Origin of the sequence: Parapusillimonas granuli, from assembly GCF_013416525.1 — a bacterium.
Classification (GTDB): Bacteria; Pseudomonadota; Gammaproteobacteria; order Burkholderiales; family Burkholderiaceae_B; genus Parapusillimonas; species Parapusillimonas granuli.
This window is the reverse complement of record NZ_JACCEM010000003.1, coordinates 178,935-202,644: the sequence shown is the minus strand read 5'-3', so window position 1 is coordinate 202,644 and position 23,710 is coordinate 178,935. Positions and strand designations below refer to the sequence as shown.

At 61.7% G+C, this 23,710-nt stretch carries 22 protein-coding genes; 15 read left to right on the top strand and 7 right to left on the bottom strand.

Features of this window, described 5'->3' with window-relative positions; all coding sequences use genetic code 11:
* Positions 1 to 4: 4 nt before the first annotated feature.
* A complete protein-coding gene (locus tag H0A72_RS06210) occupies positions 5 to 904 on the bottom strand; it encodes a LysR family transcriptional regulator (protein ID WP_180154205.1) in 900 nt (299 codons plus the stop codon).
* Positions 905 to 1,027: 123 nt separating this feature from the next.
* Here H0A72_RS06210 and H0A72_RS06205 point away from each other — a divergent pair, with 123 nt between their 5' ends.
* From H0A72_RS06205 to H0A72_RS06150, 12 genes are all read left to right on the top strand, one after another.
* Positions 1,028 to 2,134 carry an acyl-CoA dehydrogenase family protein gene (locus H0A72_RS06205; protein ID WP_180154204.1) on the top strand — a complete coding sequence of 369 codons (1,107 nt, stop codon included), beginning with the start codon at positions 1,028 to 1,030 and terminating at the stop codon, positions 2,132 to 2,134.
* A gap of 11 nt (positions 2,135 to 2,145) precedes the next feature.
* Positions 2,146 to 3,297, top strand: a complete 1,152-nt coding sequence (locus tag H0A72_RS06200; protein WP_180154203.1) for an acyl-CoA dehydrogenase family protein — start codon at positions 2,146 to 2,148, stop codon at positions 3,295 to 3,297.
* Positions 3,294 to 5,429 carry an acetate--CoA ligase family protein gene (locus tag H0A72_RS06195; protein ID WP_180154202.1) on the top strand — a complete coding sequence of 712 codons (2,136 nt, stop codon included), beginning with the start codon at positions 3,294 to 3,296 and terminating at the stop codon, positions 5,427 to 5,429. Before H0A72_RS06200 ends, H0A72_RS06195 begins: the two co-directional genes overlap by 4 nt.
* A 23-nt stretch (positions 5,430 to 5,452) precedes the next feature.
* Positions 5,453 to 6,223, top strand: coding sequence for an enoyl-CoA hydratase/isomerase family protein (locus H0A72_RS06190; protein WP_180154201.1), 771 nt, complete (start codon positions 5,453 to 5,455; stop codon positions 6,221 to 6,223).
* 58 nt (positions 6,224 to 6,281) lie between these two features.
* A complete protein-coding gene (locus tag H0A72_RS06185) occupies positions 6,282 to 7,277 on the top strand; it encodes a Bug family tripartite tricarboxylate transporter substrate binding protein (RefSeq protein ID WP_180154200.1) in 996 nt (331 codons plus the stop codon).
* 93 nt (positions 7,278 to 7,370) lie between these two features.
* Positions 7,371 to 8,150, top strand: a complete 780-nt coding sequence (locus tag H0A72_RS06180) for an enoyl-CoA hydratase/isomerase family protein (RefSeq protein WP_180154199.1) — start codon at positions 7,371 to 7,373, stop codon at positions 8,148 to 8,150.
* Positions 8,151 to 8,528: 378 nt separating this feature from the next.
* A complete protein-coding gene (locus H0A72_RS06175) occupies positions 8,529 to 10,412 on the top strand; it encodes a TonB-dependent receptor domain-containing protein (RefSeq protein ID WP_180154198.1) in 1,884 nt (627 codons plus the stop codon).
* A gap of 17 nt (positions 10,413 to 10,429) precedes the next feature.
* Positions 10,430 to 11,293 (top strand): cobalamin-binding protein, encoded by an 864-nt coding sequence (locus tag H0A72_RS06170; RefSeq protein ID WP_180154197.1) that lies wholly within the window; start codon positions 10,430 to 10,432, stop codon positions 11,291 to 11,293.
* A 51-nt stretch (positions 11,294 to 11,344) separates the two neighbouring features.
* Positions 11,345 to 12,148: a thiazole synthase gene (locus H0A72_RS06165; RefSeq protein ID WP_180154196.1), complete on the top strand. Its 804-nt coding sequence runs from the start codon at positions 11,345 to 11,347 to the stop codon at positions 12,146 to 12,148.
* Between the two features lie 3 nt (positions 12,149 to 12,151).
* On the top strand, positions 12,152 to 12,973 hold the full coding sequence (gene thiD, locus H0A72_RS06160) for a bifunctional hydroxymethylpyrimidine kinase/phosphomethylpyrimidine kinase (protein WP_180154195.1): 822 nt from the start codon (positions 12,152 to 12,154) through the stop codon (positions 12,971 to 12,973).
* Between the two features lie 94 nt (positions 12,974 to 13,067).
* Positions 13,068 to 13,748, top strand: coding sequence for a protein-L-isoaspartate O-methyltransferase family protein (locus tag H0A72_RS06155; protein WP_180154194.1), 681 nt, complete (start codon positions 13,068 to 13,070; stop codon positions 13,746 to 13,748).
* A 6-nt stretch (positions 13,749 to 13,754) separates the two neighbouring features.
* Positions 13,755 to 15,107: a TolC family outer membrane protein gene (locus tag H0A72_RS06150; protein WP_180154193.1), complete on the top strand. Its 1,353-nt coding sequence runs from the start codon at positions 13,755 to 13,757 to the stop codon at positions 15,105 to 15,107.
* A gap of 28 nt (positions 15,108 to 15,135) precedes the next feature.
* Here H0A72_RS06150 and rfaE2 read toward each other — a convergent pair whose 3' ends face one another.
* The 6 genes from rfaE2 to ubiE all read right to left on the bottom strand — a co-directional run bounded on the left by rfaE2 (position 15,136) and on the right by ubiE (position 21,024).
* The gene (rfaE2, locus tag H0A72_RS06145; RefSeq protein ID WP_180154192.1) at positions 15,136 to 15,639 is read right to left on the bottom strand and encodes a D-glycero-beta-D-manno-heptose 1-phosphate adenylyltransferase; all 504 of its coding nucleotides are present in this window, start codon (positions 15,637 to 15,639) and stop codon (positions 15,136 to 15,138) included.
* Positions 15,640 to 15,653: 14 nt separating this feature from the next.
* Positions 15,654 to 16,505, bottom strand: a complete 852-nt coding sequence (locus H0A72_RS06140) for a ferritin family protein (RefSeq protein WP_180154191.1) — start codon at positions 16,503 to 16,505, stop codon at positions 15,654 to 15,656.
* A gap of 55 nt (positions 16,506 to 16,560) precedes the next feature.
* Entirely contained in the window at positions 16,561 to 18,117 is a 1,557-nt protein-coding gene (ubiB, locus tag H0A72_RS06135; RefSeq protein WP_180154190.1) for a ubiquinone biosynthesis regulatory protein kinase UbiB, read from the bottom strand.
* Complete coding sequence (locus H0A72_RS06130) at positions 18,117 to 18,758, bottom strand: ubiquinone biosynthesis accessory factor UbiJ (protein WP_180154189.1); 642 nt, start codon at positions 18,756 to 18,758, stop codon at positions 18,117 to 18,119. The genes ubiB and H0A72_RS06130 overlap by 1 nt, the downstream gene beginning before the upstream one ends.
* A gap of 242 nt (positions 18,759 to 19,000) precedes the next feature.
* The gene (locus H0A72_RS06125; RefSeq protein ID WP_180154188.1) at positions 19,001 to 20,020 is read right to left on the bottom strand and encodes a Tim44 domain-containing protein; all 1,020 of its coding nucleotides are present in this window, start codon (positions 20,018 to 20,020) and stop codon (positions 19,001 to 19,003) included.
* A gap of 209 nt (positions 20,021 to 20,229) precedes the next feature.
* Positions 20,230 to 21,024, bottom strand: coding sequence for a bifunctional demethylmenaquinone methyltransferase/2-methoxy-6-polyprenyl-1,4-benzoquinol methylase UbiE (gene ubiE / locus H0A72_RS06120; protein WP_180154187.1), 795 nt, complete (start codon positions 21,022 to 21,024; stop codon positions 20,230 to 20,232).
* 120 nt (positions 21,025 to 21,144) lie between these two features.
* Here ubiE and phoB point away from each other — a divergent pair, with 120 nt between their 5' ends.
* The 3 genes from phoB to H0A72_RS06105 all read left to right on the top strand — a co-directional run bounded on the left by phoB (position 21,145) and on the right by H0A72_RS06105 (position 23,699).
* A complete protein-coding gene (phoB, locus tag H0A72_RS06115; protein WP_180154186.1) occupies positions 21,145 to 21,846 on the top strand; it encodes a phosphate regulon transcriptional regulator PhoB in 702 nt (233 codons plus the stop codon).
* Between the two features lie 36 nt (positions 21,847 to 21,882).
* The gene (gene phoR, locus H0A72_RS06110; protein WP_180154185.1) at positions 21,883 to 23,181 is read left to right on the top strand and encodes a phosphate regulon sensor histidine kinase PhoR; all 1,299 of its coding nucleotides are present in this window, start codon (positions 21,883 to 21,885) and stop codon (positions 23,179 to 23,181) included.
* Positions 23,182 to 23,267: 86 nt separating this feature from the next.
* Positions 23,268 to 23,699: a VOC family protein gene (locus tag H0A72_RS06105; RefSeq protein ID WP_180154184.1), complete on the top strand. Its 432-nt coding sequence runs from the start codon at positions 23,268 to 23,270 to the stop codon at positions 23,697 to 23,699.
* Positions 23,700 to 23,710: the final 11 nt, after the last annotated feature.

Below are 23,710 nucleotides of genomic sequence, written 5' to 3'. Positions count from 1 at the left end.
ACGGTCAACCACGCTCCCAAGGCGGGGCGGGCGAAAGTGCGGACTGGATCCAAGCCATGAATGTGCGGACGGGTAGCGTATTGAATTGCTTGTCAGGGACAAATGCCTTGAACCACATTTCCGCAATTGGATAATCCACTAGGACCTCGACAAGCCGGCCTGCCTGGATCTCGGGCGCGCATACATATGCGGGGAGCATGGCCAACCCGTTTCCCTGAATTGCCGAAGCAGCCAGAACAAGCGAGTCGTTAGACAGCATGACGGGTGCGTGCTCAATCCGGATGGGCCCCTTTGGGCCGCGAAACTCCCAGATAATTGTCGACGGCTTTAGAGCGAGTAGGCGATGTGAGTATAAATCGTTCGGACGCGTTGGTTCGCCCATCCTGTGAAGATAATCTGGCGACCCGCACACGATCCGCCGCAAGCGAAACAGAGGGATATCGTGAACGTCTGAGAACGTACCGGTAGATCCACTGAGCACGACATCGAATCCTGCGTTGAGGGGATTTACCGCGCGATCGAGAAGTGTCAAATCTATGCTTATCTGAGGGTAGCTTTGCGCAAACTCGCCAAGAAGCCGCGAAAAATGCAAAGCGGTAATCGCTGGAGGTGCTCCGATCCTGAGATGCCCTCCCGGCGCCTGTTCGGCGCGCTTCATCCCCTGCAAAACGGTTTCGAACTGCGCTACGGCTTGACGAAGATCAGTGATGTGGCGCAGACCCTCCTCCGTCAATCGTACTGAGCGTGTCGAGCGATGCAGCAATTGCTGCTTGATTGTGTGCTCAAGAAAGTTAACCCGTTTCATCACGACTGAAGGAACCACATTCAAGCGCCGTGCCGCCCCTGAGAACCCACCAGCGTCCACTGTTTCTATAAGAGCCTTGATGCATTCTATGGTGTCCATTGGTATTGTCCATCTATCGCGAAATAGAAAAGATACTAGCTCGATTTAGTCTATTGTTCAACAGAAGTCTCCATCGTAGTATTCGTCAGAGCCTACCTCAGCAGAGACATTTAAAGAGCATTTATGACGGACGAGCTGCACGAAGAAATTCGAAAGCAATTGCGCGATAGCGCGGAGCGTTACTTTGGCGACCAAAACGATGGGAGGCCGCTGCGAAGTAACGATGCTGGCCGCTGGCAAGACTACCTTGACTTTGGTTGGCTGTCCCTGAATCTTCCGGAGCATCTGGGCGGCTCAGGACTGTCGCATACTTATACATCGGAGCTTCTTGAGAGTATGGGGTACTGGCTCGCTCGCGAACCTTATCTCTTCAGCGCTGTTTTCCCCGCATACTTAGCGCGATCACTCGAAATACGCTCCATTGCCGCTTCGCTACTCGGATCGGGACGCAGATTGGTGCCGGCATGGCAAGAAAGTGATGCCGACAACACTGCGGGCTGGAGCACGACACTCGTCAAGCAAGTTGACGGTACTCGGACCATATCGGGGCGAAAGGTTTTCGTTCCCGCCTGGGATATGAATAGCGACTTGATCGTTAATGCGTGCGCAGATGGCATGCACTATTTGGTACGAGTGCCGTCGGACGCAGTTGGCGTCCAAGCCATACCGAAACGCATGGCAGACGGATCGACCACGGCAGACATCACGCTACAAAATGTGCCCGTTTCGGAAGCCTTCATTTTGGCTGCCGGCCCACGTGCGCATCATGCAATCGAAGCGGGCGTCCAACTCGCAACGATAGGCATGTCGGCCCAGCTCCATGGCCTTGCACGTGGAGCATTGGCAACGATCGTCTCGTATGTTAACCAGCGCATTCAGTTTGGACAGGCAATTGGACAGTTTCAAGCTGTTAGGCATCGCATTGCTGATATCGCAATCGCGATTGAGCTGGCAGGCGCATCGTGGCGCCACGCGCTAAAAGCCTATGAAACACACGCTGGTAGCGCAGAACTAAGGATGGCCGTTGGAGCGGCAAAGATCGCTTGCTCCGAAACAGCATTGTTGGCGGCGAAGCAGTGTATCCAGCTACACGGAGCGATCGGCTATACGGAAGAAGCCGATCCAGGCCAGTACCTCAAAGTCGCGTTGACCTGGGCAACGCAATTGGGAGGAAGCCTTTGGCATCTCGAACAAGTCGCATCCTCCGAGATTGAAGTCCAACTGGCGTAATGGAGCAGGCTATGCCGGATCAAAATATCATCAACAACGAATCAGACGAAGAATTTCGCATACGTTTTCGGACTTGGCTGGAACAGTACTACCCAGAACACTGGCGCAATCCGCTTACATTACGTCTGCGAGGACAGGCGGAAAAGGAATGGCTGGCCATGCTCTACGAGCATGGCTGGCGGGCGCCGAGCTGGCCAAGGGAACATGGTGGTTTGGGTATGTCTCTGCGGCGCCAGCTGATCTATTACGAGGAGCTAGCCAGACATGGGACAGCCCGGTTCATCGACTTTGGCGGGACGCTACTCGGTCCGACACTGATACGTTTCGGCACTTCTGAACAGAAAAGCAGCCATCTACCAAGAATCCTTCGAGGTGAAACCTTATGGTGCCAAGGATATTCTGAACCAAACGCTGGTTCAGATCTAGCAAATCTCGGCTTGCACGCCGTTCCGGATAACGACGGTTATGTCTTGAATGGATCTAAGATCTGGACGACGCAGGCCGACAGTGCCGACTATATCTTTCTGCTGGCCCGGACCGCTCAAACAGAGAAGAAGCAGGACGGAATCTCGTTCTTCCTGGCCGATATGCGAACACCAGGCATTTCTGTGCAGCCGATTATCAATCTACAGGGTGAAAACGAATTTTCCCAAGTATTCTTCAACGACGTACACATACCAGCACACAACCTGGTTCATCAACTCCACAAAGGTTGGCAAGTCGCGCGATCTCTGCTCGGTGTCGAGCGCATTGTCAACGGCAATCCCCACCTTTCGAGAAAGGCGCTTGCCGCTCTAGATAGGCTGTTGAACGTCACCAATCAGCGAGAGTCATCTGCGGTCAAATTGACGCGCGCGCGACTTGCTTGCGAGCTACACAACGCTCAAGCGCTCTATGAGGAAATTTGTGAAGCTGCAATTCGCGGAGAGGCAACACCCGAACAGTTTTCTATTATGAAGGTTGTCTCGTCCGAGCTTTTTCAATATATCGCAGATGCATTGATTCAATTCGGCCAAGGGTATGCAGGCCAAAAGGAGGCCTTCAGACACGGCAACGAGGAAATCGATCTGCATCAAATCTACATGCTCTCACGGCCTGCCACGATCTACAGCGGGACCAGCGAAATACAACGCAACATAATCGCGCGAGGCATACTTGGATGAAGCCTCACAACACTCTCGAGCACTTCACGGCACCCCGCTCGATCGCGATAATCGGCGCATCCGAAGATCCGACCCGCATTGGTGGACGTCCGCTACGTTATCTGATCGAAGCAAGCTATCCAGGCGCTATTTTTCCAATCAATCCGAAGCATCAGTTCGTGCAAGGCTTGCGCGCATATTCCAGCGTGAGCGAGGTTCCGACGAAAATCGATTGCGCGCTGATCATCCTTCCCGCATTGTCAGTTGTTGATGCCGTAGTTCAGTGCGCCGCCGTAGGCGTCAAGGCGATCATCATCTTTTCCGCTGGATTCGCCGAAACCGGCCCAGAAGGAGCACAAATGCAGGATGAAATCATGGCAATCGCTCGACATGCCAACATGCGCGTCCTGGGCCCGAATTGCCTCGGTCTATTCTGCAAATCAAGCCAAGCGTACCTAACATTTTCAGGCGTCTTCGATGATGTCGTCGGTACAAACGGTGATCTTGGACTGGTCAGCCAAAGCGGCGGATTCGCCGGCGAAATCGTCAAACTGTCGATTCAGAGGGGCCTGCAATTCGGAACCTGGCTTACCACTGGCAACGAAGCAGATGTTGAACTTGGCGAGGCGCTCATTCATCTCGCGCAGGATCCGAACCTACGTGTGATCTGCATCTATATGGAAGGTGCACGGAAGCGTGAATCATTTCTCGCAGGGTTAGCTCTGGCACGCCGTAACGGCAAACGTGTAGTTGCACTGAAAGCCGGCCGTAGCGAAGTTGGTGCTGCTGCAGTCCAATCACATACAGCAGGCATGGCGGGGTCCGACAGGCTTTACAACACACTCTTTGACCAATACAACGCCTATCGCTCGTCCTCCATTGAGGAGATGCTGGATGTTGTATATGCAGCGCGACAGCCCGTCCGAATGCAGGGCAAGCGCTTGGCGATCCTTTCCACTTCAGGCGGCAATGGCGCTCTAGCGGCTGACTACGCTGCCGACCTCGGTTTCTCTCTTGAGCCTCTTGCAGAGAACTTGCAACAACGTATCCGCGCCTTGTCGCCGCATGCCGCGACTGCCAATCCCATTGACCTCACCGCCAAGGCCGCTAGCGACCCATCAATCATCGCCAAGGCACTCGAAGCTTTGATTTCATCCGGGTCATATGACGGCTTTTATGTCTTTGTTGGATTGATTGCCGGCATCCCTGCATTGATCGAGCCGCTGCTCAATGCGCTTAGCCCAATTCCGGGTCGATACCCAGGCGTACCGATAGCTCTATCAATTACTGCACCTGACGCAGTCGTGCGGCGCTATGAGGCGGCAGGTTTCTTGCTCATCCAGGATCCTCGTCGGGCGATCACCGCTTTGCACAGCCTTACAGTTTTCGATAACTGCCCGGTCGGCCTCGACCCAGTGGCCGCGATGCATCGTCCCTCCCAAAAAACCGGCGATCTAATAGCTGGTCGCCGTTATAACGAAGTCGAAAGTAAAGCGTTACTTCAGCAAATCGGCATCCCATTGCTAAAAGAACGAATAGCTGACAACCCAAAAAGCGCAGAACAAATCGCCACTGCGCTCGGTGGTCGAGTGGCTCTTAAGATTGTTTCGCCAGACATTCTTCACAAAACGGATGTTGGCGGCGTACGGTTGCACGTCTCTTGCTCCGACGTGCTGACAAGCATCTCGGAAATGATGCAAGCGGTAAAGCATGCCAAGCCGGAAGCTCAGATCGACGGAGTGTTGATTTCCCCAATGCTGGATGATGCACTGGAGTTTATTGTGGGCGTGCATGTGGACGCTGTTTTCGGTCCGGTCATTATGGTCGGCGCAGGGGGCATCGCAGTGGAAATCACGGACGACGTAGCATGCCAACTCGCGCCTGTCGATACACAGAACGCCCTTGCAATGGTACGCAGCTTGAAATGCGGACGGCTGCTTGACGGGTTTCGAAACCGCCCACGCGCTGATATCAATGCTCTCGTAAACACGATCGTTACGTTGTCTGAGTTTGCCTACGCCAATGCGCAACTTCTCGGATCGATAGAAATCAATCCGCTCGCGGTACTGCCTGAAGGGGAAGGAGTAGTCGCACTCGATGCTCTGATCGAAACCGCTCCTGCACTTCAAGCTCTTACTGATGGCTCAAAATAACCGACTTAGGAAGAAATCAATCAATGAGCATCCAAACTGACGTTGCTGTGGAGATCGCCGACTACGTTGCGACAGTCACCATGGCCAGAAATCCCGTCAATGCCGCTGACCGCGCTTTCCGAAAAAAGCTCATAGAAGTATTCGATGAGCTAGGAGAACGCAAAGACGTTCGCTGCGTCGTGCTTCAATCGTCCGCGAAAGCTTTCAGTGCCGGCGTCGACCTTAAAGATCGGCCTGACCCAGAGCTGTGGGGAGACATCACAGGAACGCACAGACTGACAAGAGAGACCTTCAACGCAGTACGCGAGTGCGTGAAGCCGGTCATCGGCGTAGTGGACGGTCCCGCAATCGGTTTCGGAATGGTCCTCGCAATCTCATGCGACATCATCGTCGCAGCGGAGAACGCATGGTTTTCAATGCCGGAAATCAATGTGGGACTTGCTGGAGGCGTAGCTGCAGTGCAGTCATTCGTTCCGCGCTCCCTAGCCCGCAGGCTCTTATTTACTGGAGCCAGAATCACTGCCAAAGAACTTGCACAATTCGGCGTACTAGAGGCGGTGCCGCCTGAGCGCCTCGACGCCTTTGCCTCCGCACTTGCCAAAGAGCTTGCATCGAAAAGCCCGCCCGCCCTGCGCTATGCAAAGCGATCCGGGAATTTCGCCGAACTTATGACACCCACCGAGGCATATAAGTTCGAGCAACATTACACCACTATGCTGGCTTCATCCATCGATGGGCTAGAGGCCAGACGTGCCATGCTGGAGAAAAGGCCACCGATATTCACCGAAGACTGAATTCGAAGAATTTGGGATATGAACCTAGTTGTTAATTGATCAAAATAGGAGACATCGCATGAAAATCATTCGTCGCCTCAGGGAAGCTTGCCTATTACTCAGCCTGATGGCCGGAGCCACAGCGAGCATGGCGCCTGCAGCCCATAGTGCTAACCTTGACTACCCCACTAGGCCGATACGGCTCGTGGTTCCATATGCGCCAGGAGGAACAACCGACGTTCTGGCTCGGCTCATCGCGACAGAGTTGGGTAACAAGCTCGGAAAGTCCGTCATCGTAGAAAACAAACCTGGTGCCAGCGCTATCATTGGCACAAAAGCCGTAGCGGAGGCTGCACCTGACGGCTATACGTTGTTGCTTGGAGTCAATACCGCTATTTCCTCAAATCCATTGCTGTTCAAAAAGCTTCCCTATCGGGTCGAACAACTACAACCGGTCGCGCTAATTGCAATGACTCCGATGGTCATTTCAGTGACGACAACCGACCCAGCCAACTCGATTGCCGATTTAGTTGCAGCATCAAAAGATAGAAAGGGCGGGCTATCCTTCGCTACGCTTGGCAAGGGATCGTCAGTGCACCTCGTCGCGGAGCTAATAGCGCTCAGAACCGGCATGCAGATTACACCGATACCATATGGTGGCTCTGGACCTGCGCTGACCGCGATCATCTCTGGGCAGGTGGATCTTTATGGTGACGCAATAACTACGTCAATACCGTTGATCAACGCAGGAAAAATCAAGCCAATTGCAATCAGCTCTAAAGAGCGATCAACTCTCTACCCAAACTTGCCGACCTTCGAGGAGTCGGGCGTCACAGGAGGGACAATTCACGTCTGGTTCGGGGTGATGGCACCACGCGGAACTCCTGATCACATCATTACTACTCTGAATAAGGCCGTTAATGACATTCTCGATACCCCTGCCTTCAGTGAGCGGTTAAAGGCCGATGGTTCAATCGTTCGCCAGCTTAGTCCCAAGGGTTTCCAGGATTTTATTGATGGCGAATCCAAAGTATGGGAAAGCGTGATAACCGCTACAAATTTGCAGCTCGATTAATATCCATGACCTCGTGGGAAGGCGCCCGTCAATTGACATACCATATGACCATATCGTGTGGTGGATCATATTAATGTGCAGGGGCACGCATCAATGAATCGTGACATCGTACACCGAGAATTACACGGATCCGCTGTGGTATTGACGTTGGAGGCGCCTTCAAAGCTGAATGCATTATCGCTAAATATACGCGAACAGCTTAAAGAACAACTGCAGCGCGCGCACGCTGACCCACACGTGCGCTGCATTGTTCTCACCGGTGCGAATGGATCCTTTTCAGCTGGCGGGGACATCACAAAAATGGCGGAACAACCTGAACCGTTAGTCGCACGTCAACGTTTAGGAGTGCTCCATGATATTGTCCGACTAATCATTTCAGGCCCTACACCGGTAGTTGCCGCAGTAGAGGGCGTCGCCTATGGCGCGGGACTATCACTTGCCGTAGCGTGCGATTATGTCGTTGCAGCTGAAGAAAGCCGCTTCAGCGCCTCTTTCGGACGCATTGGTTTGGTCGCCGACTGTGGATTGTTGTGGACGTTGCCGCAGCGCGTGGGGCTTGGACTCGCACGGGATTTATTGATGACAGGCCGCCCATTCGGCGTGGCACAGGCACTCGAATGGGGTGTAGTCGATGAGGCGGCACCAAAGGGTGATGCCCTCTCAATCGCGCTCGCTAAAGCTCGGCACTATGAAGCCATAGCCCCGTTGGCCATTGCTGCTGTCAAATCTGCCTTGTATCGCCGCCCAGCGTCCCTGGAAGAAGCACTACACATCGAATCCGACCTGCAAGACTTTCTCCGAAACACCAGGGATCATGTAGCAGCATGCAAAGCCTTTCTAAAAAAGGGCACGGTGCAGTTTGAGGGCAGGTAGGCCCTCTCTAATCGGCTGACATTTAAGCGCCGCCAAAAAACTCTTTGTCCCGCGAACAACGAGACACGCCATATTCGGTTCGCTTAGATAGTCACCCTAGCGCGGCCTGACCCCTCTCGCTGTGATATATTTCGAGCCGTATGAGGTGCTTTCGGAACGCTTCCGCCATGGCGGTGGGAAGCGCTCTGCGAAAGTTAAACGGGAAACAGACGTCGTCCCAGGCATGCCGGCCGCCACCGCGCGCCGCCTGGACACGACCGGACTGTGCTGCCCCCGCAACGGTGCGCATGCCTGCATGCCAGCCCGATACCGGCCTTGGTCGCCCTTTCAATGTTGTCGAATCCGGCATGCGGGGACGCATGTCTTTCAGGGTCTATCATGCCTCTCATCTTGAACCGGCAAGCGCTTGCCGTCCTCTCCTGTTTCCTTCCCTTGTCCAGCGCCATGGCGCAATCCCAGCAGGCCGTCGGCCGGCTGGATTCCATCGTCGTGACCGCCAGCCGCAGCGCCCAGCCGCAGAAGGACGTGCAGGGCGACGTCACCGTCATCGACAAGCGCGAGCTCCAGCGCGCCGGCCAAAGCAGCGTGGCCGAAGTCCTGGCGCGGCACCATGACGTCCAGTTCTACGCCAACGGCGGCCCGCAAACCGTCACCGGCGTATTCCTGCGCGGCGCCAGCCCGGCGCAGACCCTGGTGCTGGTGGACGGCGTACGCGTGAACAGTTCCGTCAGCGGCGCCACGAACTGGGCGGCGATCGACCCGGCTTCCATAGAACGCATCGAGATCCTGCGCGGCTCCGCCAGCGGCCTGTATGGTTCCGACGCCATGGGCGGCGTCATCAACATCATCACGAACCAGGCCCAGGGCGGCGACCGGGCCCCGAGCGCCTGGGCGAACATGGGCATCGGCAGCTACGGCACCGTCAAGTCCAGCGCGGGCGTCTCGGGGGCGCAGGACGGCTGGGACTATTCGATTGCGGGCAACATAGCGCGCAGCGACGGCTTCAACGCGACCGACAAGGACGCCGGTCCCTACACCTACAACCGCGACGCGGACGGCTATGACCTGCACGGATTCCGCGCGGGCCTGGGATACCGCTGGAAGCCCGGCCACCACCTGGGCGTGACCGCGTACAACAGCTACATACGCTCCGACGTGGACGTCGGCGACTATCCGGAAAAGGCCTACGCCCTGACGCGCCAGCAGGTATACACCGTGACCAGCACCAACCGGCTTGCCGACCGCTGGGACAGCATGCTGCGCTTCGGGCTCAGCAAGGAGACGTCCGAGGACCGCAGCTGGAGCACGCGGTTCTCCACGCTGCAACGGTCCTACACGTGGCAGAACGACTTCAAGCTCGCCCCCGACCAGAACCTCAGCGCGCTGCTGGAGCGGCTGGAAGAGCGGGTCAGCCATACCGGCCGCTACACCAGCAGCCAGCGCAACACCAACGCCGCCGGGCTGATCTACCGCGGCGACTTCGGCGCGCACCACCTGCAAGCCAATCTGCGCAACGACAACATCTCTTCTTATGGAAACCAGGCGACGGGCGGGCTGGCCTATGACTTCGACCTGACGGAAAACTGGAAAGTCGGGGTGTCGGGCGGCACGGGTTTCCGCGCGCCCACATTCTCGGACCTGTATTACCCCTACGACGGCGGCCCGTGGGGAAGCTTCCAGGGGAATCCCGATCTCAAGCCCGAAAAATCCCGCAACCTGGAAGCCCGGCTCAGCTATGAAACGGATACGACGCGCCTGGGCCTGACGGTCTTCCAGAACAAGGTGCGCGACCTGATCAACGGCTACGTCTGCGACGCCAATTTCGACTGCACGGCCATGAACACCGAACGCGCGACGATACGCGGCATCACCCTCACGGGGGAACAGGCCTACGGCAACACCACGCTGCGGGCGAGCGCCGATTTCCTGGACCCGCGCAACGACCGGCCGCGCGCCGGCGAATCGGGCAGCCGGCTGGCGCAGCGGGCCCGGCAGGTATACCGCTTCGGCGCCGAACAGCGCTACGGGGCGCTGACGGTCGGCGCCGAATACCAGTTCACCGGCAAGCGGTACAGCGACGTCCAGAACCGGATATTGCTGGGCGGCTACGGGGTGTTCAACATGACGGCCGCCTATGCCTTGAGCAAGAACGTCGAAGTCCAGGCGCGCTGGAACAACGTCTTCGACAAGGAATACAGCACCACCTACGGCTATCGTAATGCGGGTTCCAATTTCTTCGTCAACCTGTCGCTCCGGATGTAGGGCGGCATAGCGCGAACATGGCGAGCCCATACGCTGCGCGGTGCGCCGGCCTGGCGGCGCTTCTTCTGGCATTGGCGGCCCCTGCGCCGCCGGCCGCCGCGGCGCAAGGCGCGGAGAAGACCCGCGCCGTGACGCTCGCCCCGCACATCACCGAGCTCGTGTTCGCCGCCGGCGCGGGCGACCGCATCGTGGCGACGGTCACCGACAGCGACTATCCGCCGCAGGCGCGCCGGATCCCGCGCCTGGGCACCGGCATCCACGTCGACGTCGAGAAAACCGTCGCCGCCCGGCCTGACGTCGTGATCGCCTGGCTGTCCACCGGCGCCGCGCAGACGCTGGCCCCCATGCTGAAGCGGCTGGACATCCCCCTGATCCATTCCCACCCCCGCAAGCTGGAGGACATCGCCGACGAGATCGAGCGTTACGGCCGGCTGTTCGGCACCTCGGCCGCCGCGCGGGAAACGGCGTCCGAACTGCGCCGGCGGATCGCCGCCATGCGCGAACGCCATTCAGGCGCCGCGCCGGTCGCCGTTTTCATCGAGATCGGCGGCTCGCCGCTTTACACCATAGGCGACGACCCGTTGCTGAACGACGTCCTTTCCGCCTGCGGCGCCCGGAACGTGTACGCCGCCGCCGGCATCGCCGCGCCGCAGGTCGACCCCGAGGGTGTGCTGGTGAAGAATCCCGATGCGGTCGTCGTTCCCGCCCGCCCCGCCGGGAACGTCGGCGACAGCTTGCGGCGCTGGCAGGCCCTGCGCCTGCCGGCCGCCCTGCAAGAACATGTGTTCGGCCTGGATCCGGACGCCCTGTTCCGTCCCGGCCCGCGCCTGGTCGACGCCGCCGAGCGGCTGTGCGAATACGTGGAATTGGTACGCCGCTGATGTCGCAGTACACTTGCACAGACTTGGCAATCCGTCCCCCCTATTCGCACCATGACTCAGAACGACACTTTCACTCTCGCGGGCCGCAGTTATTCGTCCCGCCTACTCGTCGGCACCGGCAAGTACAAGGACTTCGAAGAAACCCGCCAGGCCATCGAAGCCAGCGGCACGGAAATCGTCACGGTGGCCATCCGGCGCAGCAACATCGGCCAGAACCCGGGCGAGCCGAATCTGCTCGACTACGTGGCGCCGTCCAAATACACCATACTGCCCAATACCGCCGGCTGCTACACGGCCGACGAAGCCGTGCGCACGCTGCGCCTGGCGCGCGAACTGCTGGACGGGCACGCGCTGGTCAAGCTAGAGGTGCTGGGCAGCGCGGACAATCTCTTCCCCAACATGCCCGAGACCCTGGAAGCGGCCCGCACCCTGGTCAAGGAAGGCTTCCAGGTCATGGTCTACTGCACCGACGATCCGATCCAGTGCCGCATGCTGGAAGACATCGGCTGCATCGCCGTCATGCCGCTGGCGTCGCTGATCGGCTCCGGCATGGGCATACTCAACCCCTGGAACCTGCGCCTGATCATCGACAGCATCAAGGTCCCCGTGCTGGTGGACGCCGGCGTGGGCACGGCGTCGGACGCCGCCGTGGCCATGGAGCTGGGCTGCGATGCCGTGCTGATGAACACCGCCATCGCCGGCGCCCGCAATCCCATTCTCATGGCCAGCGCCATGAAGAAGGCGGTGCAGGCCGGCCGCGAAGCCTTCCTGGCCGGCCGCGTGCCGCGCAAGTTCTACAGCGCGGATCCCAGTTCGCCCGCCGAAGGCCTCTTGACGCCCCGCAAGCGAGACTGACGCATGATTCCCAACACCCTCACCATCGCCGGCGTGGATCCATCGGGCGGCGCGGGGATTCTTGCCGACATCAAGGCCATGAGCGCCCTGGGCGCCTACGGGACGGCCGTCGTCGCCGCCCTGACGGCCCAGAACACGCAGGCCGTGACCGGCATCTCGCCCGTGCCGCCCGACTTCGTCGCCGCCCAGATCGACACGCTGTTCGCCGACGTGCACATAGACGCCGTCAAGATCGGCATGCTGGGCCAGCAGCTCGTGACCCGCAAGGTGGCCGACCGCATGGCCCACTGGAAGCCCGCGCACCTGGTGCTGGATCCGGTCATGATCGCAAAAAGCGGCGACCACCTGCTGGAGCGCGCCGCCGTCGACGAGCTGCGCGCCAGCCTGCTGCCGCAGGCGACCCTGCTCACCCCCAATCTGCCCGAAGCCGGCGTGCTGCTGGACGCCGCCCCCGTGGACAACCTGCGCGACATGCGCCGGGCGGCCGAAAGGCTGCGCCGCCTGCTGAGCGATTCCGGCGAGCGCTGGGTCTACCTGAAGGGCGGCCACCTGCCCGGCAACGACACCATCGACGTGCTGCACGACGGCGACCGCATGATCGAACTGCCCGGCAAGCGCATCGACACGCCCAACACCCATGGCACCGGCTGCACGCTTTCCGCGGCGCTGGCCGCGCTGCTGCCGCGCGTGGGCGACGTGCCCGAAGCGGCCCGGCAGGCGAAGGCCTATCTGGTGCAGGCCATCGCCCGATCGGGCGACTTGCGGGTCGGGTCGGGCCACGGTCCGGTGCAGCATTTCCATGCCTGGTGGCCTGCGCCAAAATAGCCCAAATACGCTATAGTTAGCACGACGCGGCGGGCTTACCATTGGTAAGCCCGCCGCCACAATGAATACACTTCACCGTTTATTTGTAGACACCATGAACGTTACAGCACTATCAGAAATCGAACGGGCTCGATTCAACATGATCGAGCAACAGGTCCGCCCCTGGGACGTGCTCGATGATCGGGTCCTGCAAGCCTTGTTCGACGTTCCCCGCGAACGCTATGTTCCGGCTCCCATGCAGGGGCTGGCTTTTTCCGACGTCGAACTGCCTCTCGTCATCAATTCGGTCGACACGCGCGAAACCATGCTCACCCCCAAGGTCGAAGCGCGCCTGGCGCAGGAATTGCAGCTGAAGCCCACCGACTGCGTGCTCGAGATCGGCACCGGCTCGGGCTACCAGGCCGCGCTGCTGGCCAAGCTGTGCCAGCAGGTCACCAGCATCGAGGTCGACAGCCGCCTGTCCGCGTTCGCCCTGCAGAACCTGCAGCGCAACCAGGTCGGCAACGTCAAGGTCGAAACCGGCGATGCGCACGCGGGCTGGGGCACCACCGAATACGACGCCATCCTGGTCACCGGCTCCGTTCCCGTGGTGCCCGACGCGCTGAAGTACCAGTTGCGCATCGGCGGCCGCCTGGTCGTGGTGGTGGGCCAGCATCCCGTCATGACCGCCTGTCGCATCACGCGCACCAGCGCGGCCAGCTTCGAAACCACGGCGCTCTTCGATACCGTCATCAAACCGCTGCGCGGCGCAACCATATCGAAATTCAAATTCTGAATCTGAATGCCAACGTCCCTGGGCAAGTACTTCGTTTCGTGCATCGCGCTGCTCTGCGCCGGCGTGCTCCCCGTTCACGGCCAGGACCTCCTGCAGGTCTGGCAGCTCGCCCAGGAACGTGATCCCATCTACGCGGCCAGCCGCGCCGGGCGAAACGCCGACCAGGAATTCGTCAACCAGGCCAAGGCCCGGCTGCTTCCCTTCGTGACAGCGGGCGCCGTCGCCGAGACCGAAGACGTGCGCCGGGCCCGCACGCTCGGTGATCGAAGCAGTTCGCGCCGGGCGGAATGGGCGCTGACGCTGACCCAGCCGCTGGTGGACATCGGCGCGTGGGACCAGCTGAAGCGTTCGGAATACATCGCCGGCGCCGCCGACATCGCACAGGCCAGGGCCTATCAGGATCTCATCCTGCGCGTATCGCAAGCCTATTTCGATGTGCTCGCCGCCCAGGATACGCTGCGCGTCCTGCAGGCGCAGAAGGAAGCCGTGCAGACCCAGCTGGATGCCGCCACCCGCGGCTACGAGCTGGGCGGCACCACCATCGCCGACGCCTACGAGGCCCAGTCCAGGCTGGATCTCCTGAAAGCCAGTGAACTCCAGGCCCAGAACCAGCTGCAACTGAGCCAGGATCAACTGGCGCGCATCATCCACGAGCGGCCGGGAACGCTGGCGGAGCTGGCCAACGACACCCCTTTGCCCGCGCCGGAACCCAACCGGCTGGACGCCTGGGTGCTGCAGTCGTCGGCCTCCAGCCTGGCGGTGGCGCAGGCGGCGCTGCAGGCCAAGATCGTCGAAAAGCAGATCGACATCGCCAAGGGCGAGCATTATCCCAGGCTATATCTCGAAGCCCAGACCGGCACCGCCTCGGACCGCGGCCTGGCCGGCAAGGACAGCGGCCCGCGTTCGCTGGACAGTTCGGTGGGCTTGCGCGTCACGATTCCGATTTTCTCCGGCGGCGAGATCTCTTCGGTGGTGCGCGAACAGACTTCCCGCCTGCAGCAAGCGCGCTATGAGCTCGAAAACGCCAAGCGCGAGGCGGTGCAGTCGACGCAGCGGCATTTTTCGGGGGTGACATCGGGCCTGGCCCAGGTCCAGGCGCTGCGTGCCGCCGAGAAATCCAGCCTGTCGTCGCTGCAGGCCAACCAGACGGGCTACGAGGTCGGCGTCCGGATCAACATCGACGTGCTCAATGCGCAGCAACAGCTGTACGAAACGCAGCGCAGCCTGGCCAGGGCGCGCTACGATACGCTGATGAGCAGTCTGCGCCTGAAGGCCAGCACGGGGATACTCACGGAAAACGACATCATGGCCGTCAACCGGCTGCTGACCACGCCCGCCGGCAAGGCCAAGGCGTCCTGAGCGCTTCCAGCGCGGGGGAAGCCCCCGCTCAGCCGCCCGGTGGCTGATCCCCCCCGCGGATCTTCCGCACCAGCGCCGTCGTCGACCGCTGATGCCGAAACGGAATCGCGACCGCCCTGCCTCCCCAGGCCTTGACACTGGCCGTTTCCGGCAGGCTTTCCATATCGTAGTCGCCGCCCTTCACGATGACATCCGGCCGCAAAGCCTCGATCAGCGCCTGGGGCGTGTCCTCGTCGAACGACGTGACCACCGTCACGCTGGCCAGGGCCGCCAGCAGCGCCGCGCGGTCCTCCTCGGTATTGAGCGGGCGGTCGGCGCCCTTGCCCAGGCGGCGCGCCGACGCGTCGGTGTTGACCGCCACGATCAGGCTGGCGCCCAGCTGCGCGGCCTCGTCCAGATAGCTGGCATGGCCGCGGTGCAGGATGTCGAACACACCGTTGGTGAAGATGATGGGTCGCGGCAGCGCGCCGTTCTTCACGGCGGCGACGCATGCATCGCGGGACAGGATCTTGGCTTCGAAACGGACCGTCATACGGCGCGGCGCTCTCAGGCGGGAACCAGGCCCTTGGCGAGCTGCTTGCGGTAGCGGTTCAGGTCCTGCACCGTATTGAAGGTGCTGTCCATCAACAAGGACATATTGTGCAGGATGCGCGTGCTGACCTTGCCTTCCCATTCGTTGTCGAACTGGATTTGATTGTCGAGCCAGTTTTCGAGCCAGCCGGGCGACGGCAGCTTCGACTGCACCGTGTCTTGCGGGTAGAGGTCCTTGTTGACGTGCAGATTGGTGGGGTGCAGGGCCTGCGGCGTTCTGTGTGCCGACGCCATCAGGACGCCGATCTTGGAGAACGCCAGGCGCGCATTGTGGCCGAATTCCTTGCCGCGATGGACCAGGGCGCGCTTCATGTAGCGCAGGTAGGCGCCGGCGTGCCGGGCTTCGTCTTGCGCAATGATCTTGTAGATGGCCTTGATGACGGGCTCGGTGTGCCAATCGGACGCGCGCCGGTACCAGTGGTTCAGGCGGACTTCGCCGCAGAAGTGCAGCATCAGGGTTTCGAGCGCGGGCGCCGGGTCGAATTCAAAGCGGACTTTGTGCAACTCTTCTTCGGTCGGGACGAGCTCGGGCCGGAAACGGCGCAGGTATTCGATCAGGGCCAGCGAGTGTTTCTGCTCTTCGAAGAACCAGACCGACATGAAGGCGCAGAAATCGCTGTCGTCGCGATTGTCGCGCAGGAACATTTCCGTGGCCGGCAATGCCGCCCATTCGGTGATGGCATTCATCTTGATGGTGTAGGCTTGTTCGTCGCTCAGTTTCGCGGGATCGAAGTCCGACCAGGGGATGTCGGTGCCCATGTTCCAGCGCACGGCTTCCATCGATTTGAACAGTTCAGGGTAAAGCATGTGGGGGTCTCTCATAGCGATGATCGGCCGGCCGGGGCGTCAGCCCCGGCGTGGCCTAGTTTTGGGTCAATGCCCATACAGCCAAACCTAGAGCCGCCATGGCGATGACGGACAGCAGCATCAGCAAGCGATTGCTTTGCTCCTGTGCCTTGCGCAGGCGTGTGAGCTCCAAGTTTAACGCAGGGCCGTAGTCGGGCCGGCTCAGGCGGGCGTGAACCAGCCGGGGTATTTCCGGAAGCAGCTGCGACCACTGGGCGGCTTCCTTGTCGAGCTGCTTGCGCAGGCCGGCTAGGCCCACTCGCTCGTGCATCCATTTCTCCAGGTAGGGCTTGGCGGTCTTCCAGAGATCCAGGTTGGGATCGAGTTCGCGGCCCATGCCTTCGACGTTCAACAGCGTTTTCTGCAGCAGGACCAGCTGCGGCTGGATCTCGACGTTGAAGCGGCGGGAAGTCTGGAACAGGCGCAACAGCACCTGGCCCAGCGATATCTCGGACAAGGGGCGGTCGAAATACGGCTCGCAGACCGCGCGCACGGCGCCTTCCAGTTCTTCTTCGCGCGTGTTGGGAGGCACCCATCCGGACTCGATGTGCAGCTGGGCGACTCGGTGGTAGTCGCGCCGGAAGAACGCCAGGAAGTTCTGCGCCAGGTAGTTCTTGTCGAATTCGGACAGCGAGCCGACGATGCCGAAGTCCAGCGCGATGTAGCGGCCCAGCGTTTCCGGGCGGTCGGAAACGAAGATATTGCCGGGGTGCATGTCGGCATGGAAGAAGCCGTCGGTGAAGACTTGCGTGAAGAAGATCTCCACTCCGGCGCGGCCCAGTTCCTTGGTATCGATATTGGCGGCGCGCAGGCGTTCGATCTGGCTGACCGGTATGCCGCTCATGCGCTCCATCGTGAAGACGGTGGTTGCGCAGTATTCCCAGACGACCTCGGGCACCATCAGCAGGTGCTCGCGCCCGGTCTCGGGTGAAAAATTCCGGCGCAGCTGGCTGCAGTTCGAGGCTTCGCGTATCAGGTCCAGCTCGTCGTGCAGGTAGTTGTCAAACTCGGCGACGACCTGGCGCGGCTTCAGGCGCCGGCCGTCCGCGGCCAGGCGTTCGATCAGGACCGCCAGCACGCGCATGAGCGCGAGGTCTTTTTCGATGATGTCGCGCATGCCGGGGCGCAACACCTTCACGGCGACTTCCCGCCCGTCGTGCAGCACGGCGAAATGCACCTGGGCGATGGAGGCCGAGGCCACGGGGTCGACCTCGAAGTGCTTGAACAGAGTATGGGGCGACGCGCCCAGCGCCGCCTCGATGCCGGCGGCGGCCTGGTCCGAGGGAAACGGCGGGACCCGGTCCTGCAGCAGGGCGAGCTCGATCGCGACGTCCAGCGGGATGAGATCCCGGCGGGTGGAAAGAACCTGCCCGAACTTCACGAAAATAGGCCCCAGGGATTCGAGCGCAAGCCGCAAGCGCACGCCGCGGGGCGTCTTGGGCGGGCGGCCGAAGCGCACGATGCGCAGCAGCGTGTAGGCGATGGGATGCTTGATCCCCGACAGCACGAGTTCGTCCAGCCTGTAGCGCAGGGCGACGACGATGATCTTCAGCAGGCGCAGCAGGGTGAACATCAGCGGCCGCCCGTTCTCAGGCCCGGCCCCGCAAGCGGGGACAGGGCGCCCACCCGGGCGTCCAGGCGGTCGAGCCGCTTGCGCATTTCCTGCAGCCGGACCACCCAGTCCTCGTAGGCGGGCCGGGTCGCCATCAGCCCGCTTTCTTCGGTCAGGAATTCGCCGACGTTGCCGGCCAGCCTGGCCGCCGCGAGCTGCATGCCGCCGGCCAGGCCGCGCCCCAGGCCCATCAGGCGCGCGGCCGCGACGTCGCCCACGACGCGCGACAAATCGTCTTCGGCGTCCCAGCGCAAATCGCGGGCCAGGTCGGACACCACCTGGGCGAGCCCGGCGTCGCCCTGCACGTGCATGATGGCGGCGATCGCGGCGGGATCGCGGGAACGCAAAGCCGCTGGAAGCTCCGCAAAGCGGGCGGCCGGTATGGTGAGCACGACGTCGGGCACCACGGCCGGATCCGTCGCCTGCACGTAGCCTTCGGACTGCAGGGCCAAGTCGGTCTTGAAGGCGCCGACGGCGAAGCGCAGCGTTTTTCCCGCGTGCCGGCTCAGCCGTTCGCGCGCCCAGTCTTCCCGCCGCAACAGCATGTTGAGCATGCGCGCGTGCACGGAGGCCGGGTCGGGAAGCAGGGAAAATGGAAACATGTCGAGGTGCACGATAAAACCGGTATGGTTCAGAACTTTGTCAGAGCCCAAGTTTAACGGTTTTATACGCGGCGGACGGTCCGCCGCACCGTGCCCAAGCTGCAACGGCGCCACAAGCCGGTTTCGCGGCGGCGCCCAGGGCCCGTCGAGGTCGACAGGCCCTGGGCCGCCATGCGCGATGGGAGCCGGCCGGCGCCGGACGAACTCTTGCGCGGGGGGACGACCCGCCCGCGCGCCGGGCGTCAGCTGGCGTATTCGACCGGAATCTGCTGGATGCCGGCCAGCAGCCAGCCCGTGCCTTCGCCCTTGTAAAGATTCCAGACCTCTTCGAAGCGGAAGGCTTCGGCGCCCTTGGCTTCGCGCAGCATGCCCGAGTAGCGCACGCTGGCCAGGTGGCCGCCTGACACGGCTTCGATGCCCAGCAGCTCGGCATTCAGCAGCACGACTTCCGTGACGTTGCCTTCTTCGCGCGCAAGGATTTCGGGCTTGATTTCGGCGACCAGGTCGTCGGTCATGTATTCACGCAGGCGGTCCAGGTCGCCGCTGTCCCAGATGGCCTGGATCTGGATGAACTGCGCCTTGGCGTTGGCCAGGAAGGCGGACGTGTCGAAGTCGCCCGGGATGAACCATTTGTCGTCCACCGGAGCGGCGGGCACCGCCGCTGCGGCGACGGCCGCAGGGGCAGCCGCCGCAGCGCCGGTCGCCGCAGCGCCGGCCCCGGCTTGCTGGGCGGGCGCCTGCCCATGGGCTTGGCCGCCGGCGGCCTGGCGGAACAGGTTCTGCGCTCCGCCGGGATTGCCCGCGCCGCCCGCCTGCTGCATGGCGGGGCGCGCCGCGCCCCCGCGCAACCTGCGCACGATGAAGATGACGCCGAAGACCAGCAAGGCGATCAGCAGCAGGCTGGACATCATTTCCAGGAAGGCGCCCGACAGGCCCATGCTGGACAGCAGCGCGGCGATGCCCAGGCCCGCTGCGATCCCGGCGATGGGCCCCAGCCAGCGCGACATGCCGCTCTTGGCCGCCGCACCGGCGGCTGCGCCCGTGGCGGCCGCGCCGGCCGCAGGCGCCGCGGCGCGATTGGTGGTCGTTGCCGCCGGCGGCGTCACGGCCTGGCGCTGCTGGGTAACGTTGGTCGACTGGCGTCCCAGGCTTTTGCCGCCGCCCGCCCTGCGCGCTTCGGCGTCGAAGGACACCGAGAGCATCGCGCCGGCGGATATCGTCAGCATGGCGATGGCAAGCAGCCGAGAAATACGTTTAGACATCTGGTGATCTCCTTGAAGGGGCAGCGAGCCGGCCGGCCCGCCGCCGCTTATTTCTTTATCTGAACACGATGTGGCGGCCGCATAGCGCATGAACGCCACAATACTTACTGGAAGCTGAACATTAGCATAAAGTAAGACATGTGGTGTTAAAAAACGTTCATGTTCCCGCGAAAAAACCTGAAGAAGACATGAACGGCGCCGGGCAGGCATCAAGCCAGGTTGACGCCCTCGTGCAGCGCGACCAGGCCGGCGCTGAGATTGAAATACCGCACCCGCGACAGGCCGGCGTCGGCCAGCATGCCGGCCAGCGTTTCCTGATCTGGATGCATGCGTATCGATTCCGCCAGGTAGCGGTAGCTGGCCTCGTCGCCCGCCACCTTCTTGCCCAGCCAGGGCAGGACGTTGAAGGAATACCAGTCGTAGGCGGGCGACAGGGGCTTGGCGATGCGCGAGAATTCGAGCACGAGCAGCTTGCCGCCCGGTTTCAGCACGCGCCGCATTTCGGCCAGCGCGCGATCCTTGTGGGTCATGTTGCGCAGCCCGAAAGCCACGCTGACCCGGTCGAAATACCCTGACGGAAAGGGCAGCTTTTCGGCGTCGCACACCGCCATGGGCAGCAGCAGGCCGTCGTCCGTCAGGCGGTCGCGCCCGACGCGCAGCATGGAACCGTTGATGTCGGTCAGCCAGACTTCGCCCTGGGGCCCCGCCCGCTTGGCGAATGCGCGTGCCAGGTCGCCCGTGCCGCCGGCGATGTCCAGCACCTTCATGCCCGGCCGGATGCCGGCACGGCCTATGGTGAACGCCTTCCAGACGCGATGCAGCCCGGCCGACATGAGATCGTTCATGAGGTCGTAGCGGCCGGCGACGGAATGAAAGACCTCGGCGACCTTGCTTGCCTTTTCTTGCTCGCTCACCGTCTTGAAGCCGAAATGCGTGCTGGCGCCTGCCTGGCGGCCGGCGTCGGTGCCGGAAGAATCAGGAGTGGAGGAATGGACGTTTTGCATGATTTCCTAATCGTACATCATTCCCGGGTTAAGATTCCCACGACCGGCGGCTTTCACAAACCTGAAATATTTGCGCCATATTATTCATGGGATCCTTCATCACCCAGAATACAAGCCAGCATGAGCACCACCATACTCGTCGTCGAAGACGAACCCGCCATCCAGGAACTGATCTCCGTGAACCTGTCCTTCGCCGGCCACAAGGTGCTGCGGGCGTTCGACGCCGAACAGGCGCAGACGCTGATACGCGCCGAGCTGCCGGACCTCGTCCTGCTGGACTGGATGCTGCCGGGGGCGTCGGGCATCACCCTGGCCAAGACATTGCGCGCCGATGAACGCACCCGCAACGTGCCCGTGATCATGCTGACCGCCAAGGGCGCGGAGCACGACAAGGTGGACGGACTGGAAGCGGGCGCGGACGACTACATCACCAAGCCGTTTTCGCCCAAGGAACTGATCGCCCGCATCAAGGCCGTGCTGCGCCGCCGCGCGCCGCAACTGACCGACGACCTGATCCGGATCGGCACGCTGACGCTGGACCCGGCCACGCACCGGGTGACCGGCGACGGCCGGGCGCTCACCCTGGGGCCGACCGAGTTCCGCCTGCTACACTTTTTCATGACGCACACCGAACGCGTCTTTTCCCGCACGCAGTTGCTCGACCAGGTATGGGGCGACCACGTCTTCGTGGAAGAGCGCACGGTCGACGTGCACATCCGGCGCCTGCGCAAGGCGCTGGAGCCCAGCAAACACGAAAACCACATCGAAACGGTGCGCGGCGCGGGATACCGCTTCACGGCTCAATTACCCCGGAACGCCTGACGCACCTCGCCGAAACGCCAGCCCTGAAGCCTCATCATGATCAAAACCGTAATCTCAATTGCCCTGTGGGGCGTTCTGGGCTGGGCGCTCGGCGCCTGGCTGGGGGCAAGCACCGGCTGGGCGGCGTTCTCGTTCGGGCTGGTCCTGATGATACTGGTCAGCGGCGTGCAGCTGTCGCGGATTTCCGCCTGGGTCAAGGACATCGAAAGCCCGCCGCCGCCGTCGGTGGGCCCCTGGGACGCGATTCTTGCGCCCATCTACCGCAAGCTGCGCCACAACCGGCAGGAAATCGACGCGCTCAAGGAACATGTGAACGGCATCATGCTCGCCGCCGAGGCCCTGCCCGACGGCGCCATCACGCTGGACCACGCCATGCAGCTGACCTGGTGCAACCAGACCGCGAGCGAGCACATCGGGCTGGACCTGGAGAAAGACCGCCATCACAGCATCTTCAACATTCTGCGCGCACCCGAGTTCGCGCGCTACGCCCGGCAGGCCGATTGGCCGGCGCCGGTCCTGCTCCACCTGAACACCGAAGGCCTGCACCGGGCCTTGCTGGTCCAGCTCACCCGCTATGGGCTGGACCAGTATCTGATCGTCACGCGCGACGTCACCCAGGTGGAAAAGCTGGAAACCACGCGCAAGGATTTCGTGGCCAATGTCTCGCACGAATTGCGCACGCCGCTCACCGTCCTGTCGGGCTTCCTGGAGACCCTGCGCGACTTGCCGGAGGATTCGCTCAGCGAGGAGCAGAAGCAGCGTTATCAGTCGCTGATGCTGGAGCAGGCGCAACGCATGCAGGCCATCGTCGCGGACCTTCTGACGCTGTCGACGCTGGAATCGTCGCCCAATACCGAAGGCGAGCCGGTGCGCGTGGCGCAACTGGTGCGCACGGCGCTGGCGCAGGGGCGCATTCTGTCGAACGACCAGCATGTCTTCGTCGAGAACATCGCGGACGACCTCTGTGTCATCGGCGTCGAGACGGAGCTGGCGTCGGCCGTGTCCAATCTGCTTACCAATGCGATACGCTACACGCCGAAGGACGGGACCATCACGGTCAGCTGGTACATCACCGAAAGCGGGCATGCCTGCTACTCCGTCCAGGATACGGGCATCGGCATCGCCTCGCAGGACATTCCCCGGCTCACCGAGCGCTTCTATCGGGTGGACCGCGGCCGTTCGCGGGCAACCGGCGGCACCGGTCTGGGCCTGGCCATCACCAAGCACGTGGCGATGCGGCATAATGCCGAACTGACCATCCACAGTCGGCTCGGCGCGGGCAGCCTGTTCTCGCTGGTCTTTCCGCCGTCGCGAGTGGCGAGGGCGGATGGTTGACGGGACTCGCGGACGGGTCACCAATCGGCGCGACAAGCTAAAATACCCCTCGCCGACCAAGGCCCAAAACCAACACGGAGCCCACGATGACCCGCGCGCGTACCCTTCCCCCCTTCCATCTCGCCTTCCCCGTCCGTGACCTGGCCGAAGCCCGCGCCTTCTACGGCGACCTCCTCGGCTGTCCCGAAGGCCGGTCCTCCGACCAATGGGTGGACTTCGACTTCTACGGCCACCAGATCGTCGCGCACCTGTCGCCCGACGAATGCGGCCAGGCGCGAACCGGCAGCGTGGACGAACACGACGTGCCCGTGCGGCACTTCGGCGCCGTGCTCGACATGGAGGCATGGGAACGGCTGGCCGAAAAGCTCAAAGACGCCGGCACCCGGTTCGTGATCGAACCCTACATACGGTTCAAAGGCCAGCCCGGCGAACAGGCCACCATGTTCTTCCTGGACCCGTCCGGCAACGCGCTCGAGTTCAAGGCCTTCAAGAACCTGGACTCCCTCTTCGCCAAATAGCCGGATTCCAC

Bases quoted from the DNA above. Each gene is read 5' to 3' on its own strand.
- rfaE2 (WP_180154192.1), bottom strand. From the start codon at position 15,639: ATGACGGTCCGTTTCGAAGCCAAGATCCTGTCCCGCGATGCATGCGTC.
- H0A72_RS06155 (WP_180154194.1), top strand. From the start codon at position 13,068: ATGAACGTTACAGCACTATCAGAAATCGAACGGGCTCGATTCAACATG.
- phoR (WP_180154185.1), top strand. From the start codon at position 21,883: ATGATCAAAACCGTAATCTCAATTGCCCTGTGGGGCGTTCTGGGCTGG.
- H0A72_RS06190 (WP_180154201.1), top strand. From the start codon at position 5,453: ATGAGCATCCAAACTGACGTTGCTGTGGAGATCGCCGACTACGTTGCG.
- H0A72_RS06165 (WP_180154196.1), top strand. From the start codon at position 11,345: ATGACTCAGAACGACACTTTCACTCTCGCGGGCCGCAGTTATTCGTCC.
- H0A72_RS06125 (WP_180154188.1), bottom strand. From the start codon at position 20,020: ATGTCTAAACGTATTTCTCGGCTGCTTGCCATCGCCATGCTGACGATA.
- H0A72_RS06210 (WP_180154205.1), bottom strand. From the start codon at position 904: ATGGACACCATAGAATGCATCAAGGCTCTTATAGAAACAGTGGACGCT.
- H0A72_RS06150 (WP_180154193.1), top strand. From the start codon at position 13,755: ATGCCAACGTCCCTGGGCAAGTACTTCGTTTCGTGCATCGCGCTGCTC.
- H0A72_RS06195 (WP_180154202.1), top strand. From the start codon at position 3,294: ATGAAGCCTCACAACACTCTCGAGCACTTCACGGCACCCCGCTCGATC.
- ubiB (WP_180154190.1), bottom strand. From the start codon at position 18,117: ATGTTCACCCTGCTGCGCCTGCTGAAGATCATCGTCGTCGCCCTGCGC.
- H0A72_RS06170 (WP_180154197.1), top strand. From the start codon at position 10,430: ATGGCGAGCCCATACGCTGCGCGGTGCGCCGGCCTGGCGGCGCTTCTT.
- ubiE (WP_180154187.1), bottom strand. From the start codon at position 21,024: ATGCAAAACGTCCATTCCTCCACTCCTGATTCTTCCGGCACCGACGCC.
- H0A72_RS06205 (WP_180154204.1), top strand. From the start codon at position 1,028: ATGACGGACGAGCTGCACGAAGAAATTCGAAAGCAATTGCGCGATAGC.
- H0A72_RS06200 (WP_180154203.1), top strand. From the start codon at position 2,146: ATGCCGGATCAAAATATCATCAACAACGAATCAGACGAAGAATTTCGC.
- H0A72_RS06180 (WP_180154199.1), top strand. From the start codon at position 7,371: ATGAATCGTGACATCGTACACCGAGAATTACACGGATCCGCTGTGGTA.
- phoB (WP_180154186.1), top strand. From the start codon at position 21,145: ATGAGCACCACCATACTCGTCGTCGAAGACGAACCCGCCATCCAGGAA.
- H0A72_RS06140 (WP_180154191.1), bottom strand. From the start codon at position 16,505: ATGCTTTACCCTGAACTGTTCAAATCGATGGAAGCCGTGCGCTGGAAC.
- H0A72_RS06105 (WP_180154184.1), top strand. From the start codon at position 23,268: ATGACCCGCGCGCGTACCCTTCCCCCCTTCCATCTCGCCTTCCCCGTC.
- thiD (WP_180154195.1), top strand. From the start codon at position 12,152: ATGATTCCCAACACCCTCACCATCGCCGGCGTGGATCCATCGGGCGGC.
- H0A72_RS06175 (WP_180154198.1), top strand. From the start codon at position 8,529: ATGCCTCTCATCTTGAACCGGCAAGCGCTTGCCGTCCTCTCCTGTTTC.
- H0A72_RS06130 (WP_180154189.1), bottom strand. From the start codon at position 18,758: ATGTTTCCATTTTCCCTGCTTCCCGACCCGGCCTCCGTGCACGCGCGC.
- H0A72_RS06185 (WP_180154200.1), top strand. From the start codon at position 6,282: ATGAAAATCATTCGTCGCCTCAGGGAAGCTTGCCTATTACTCAGCCTG.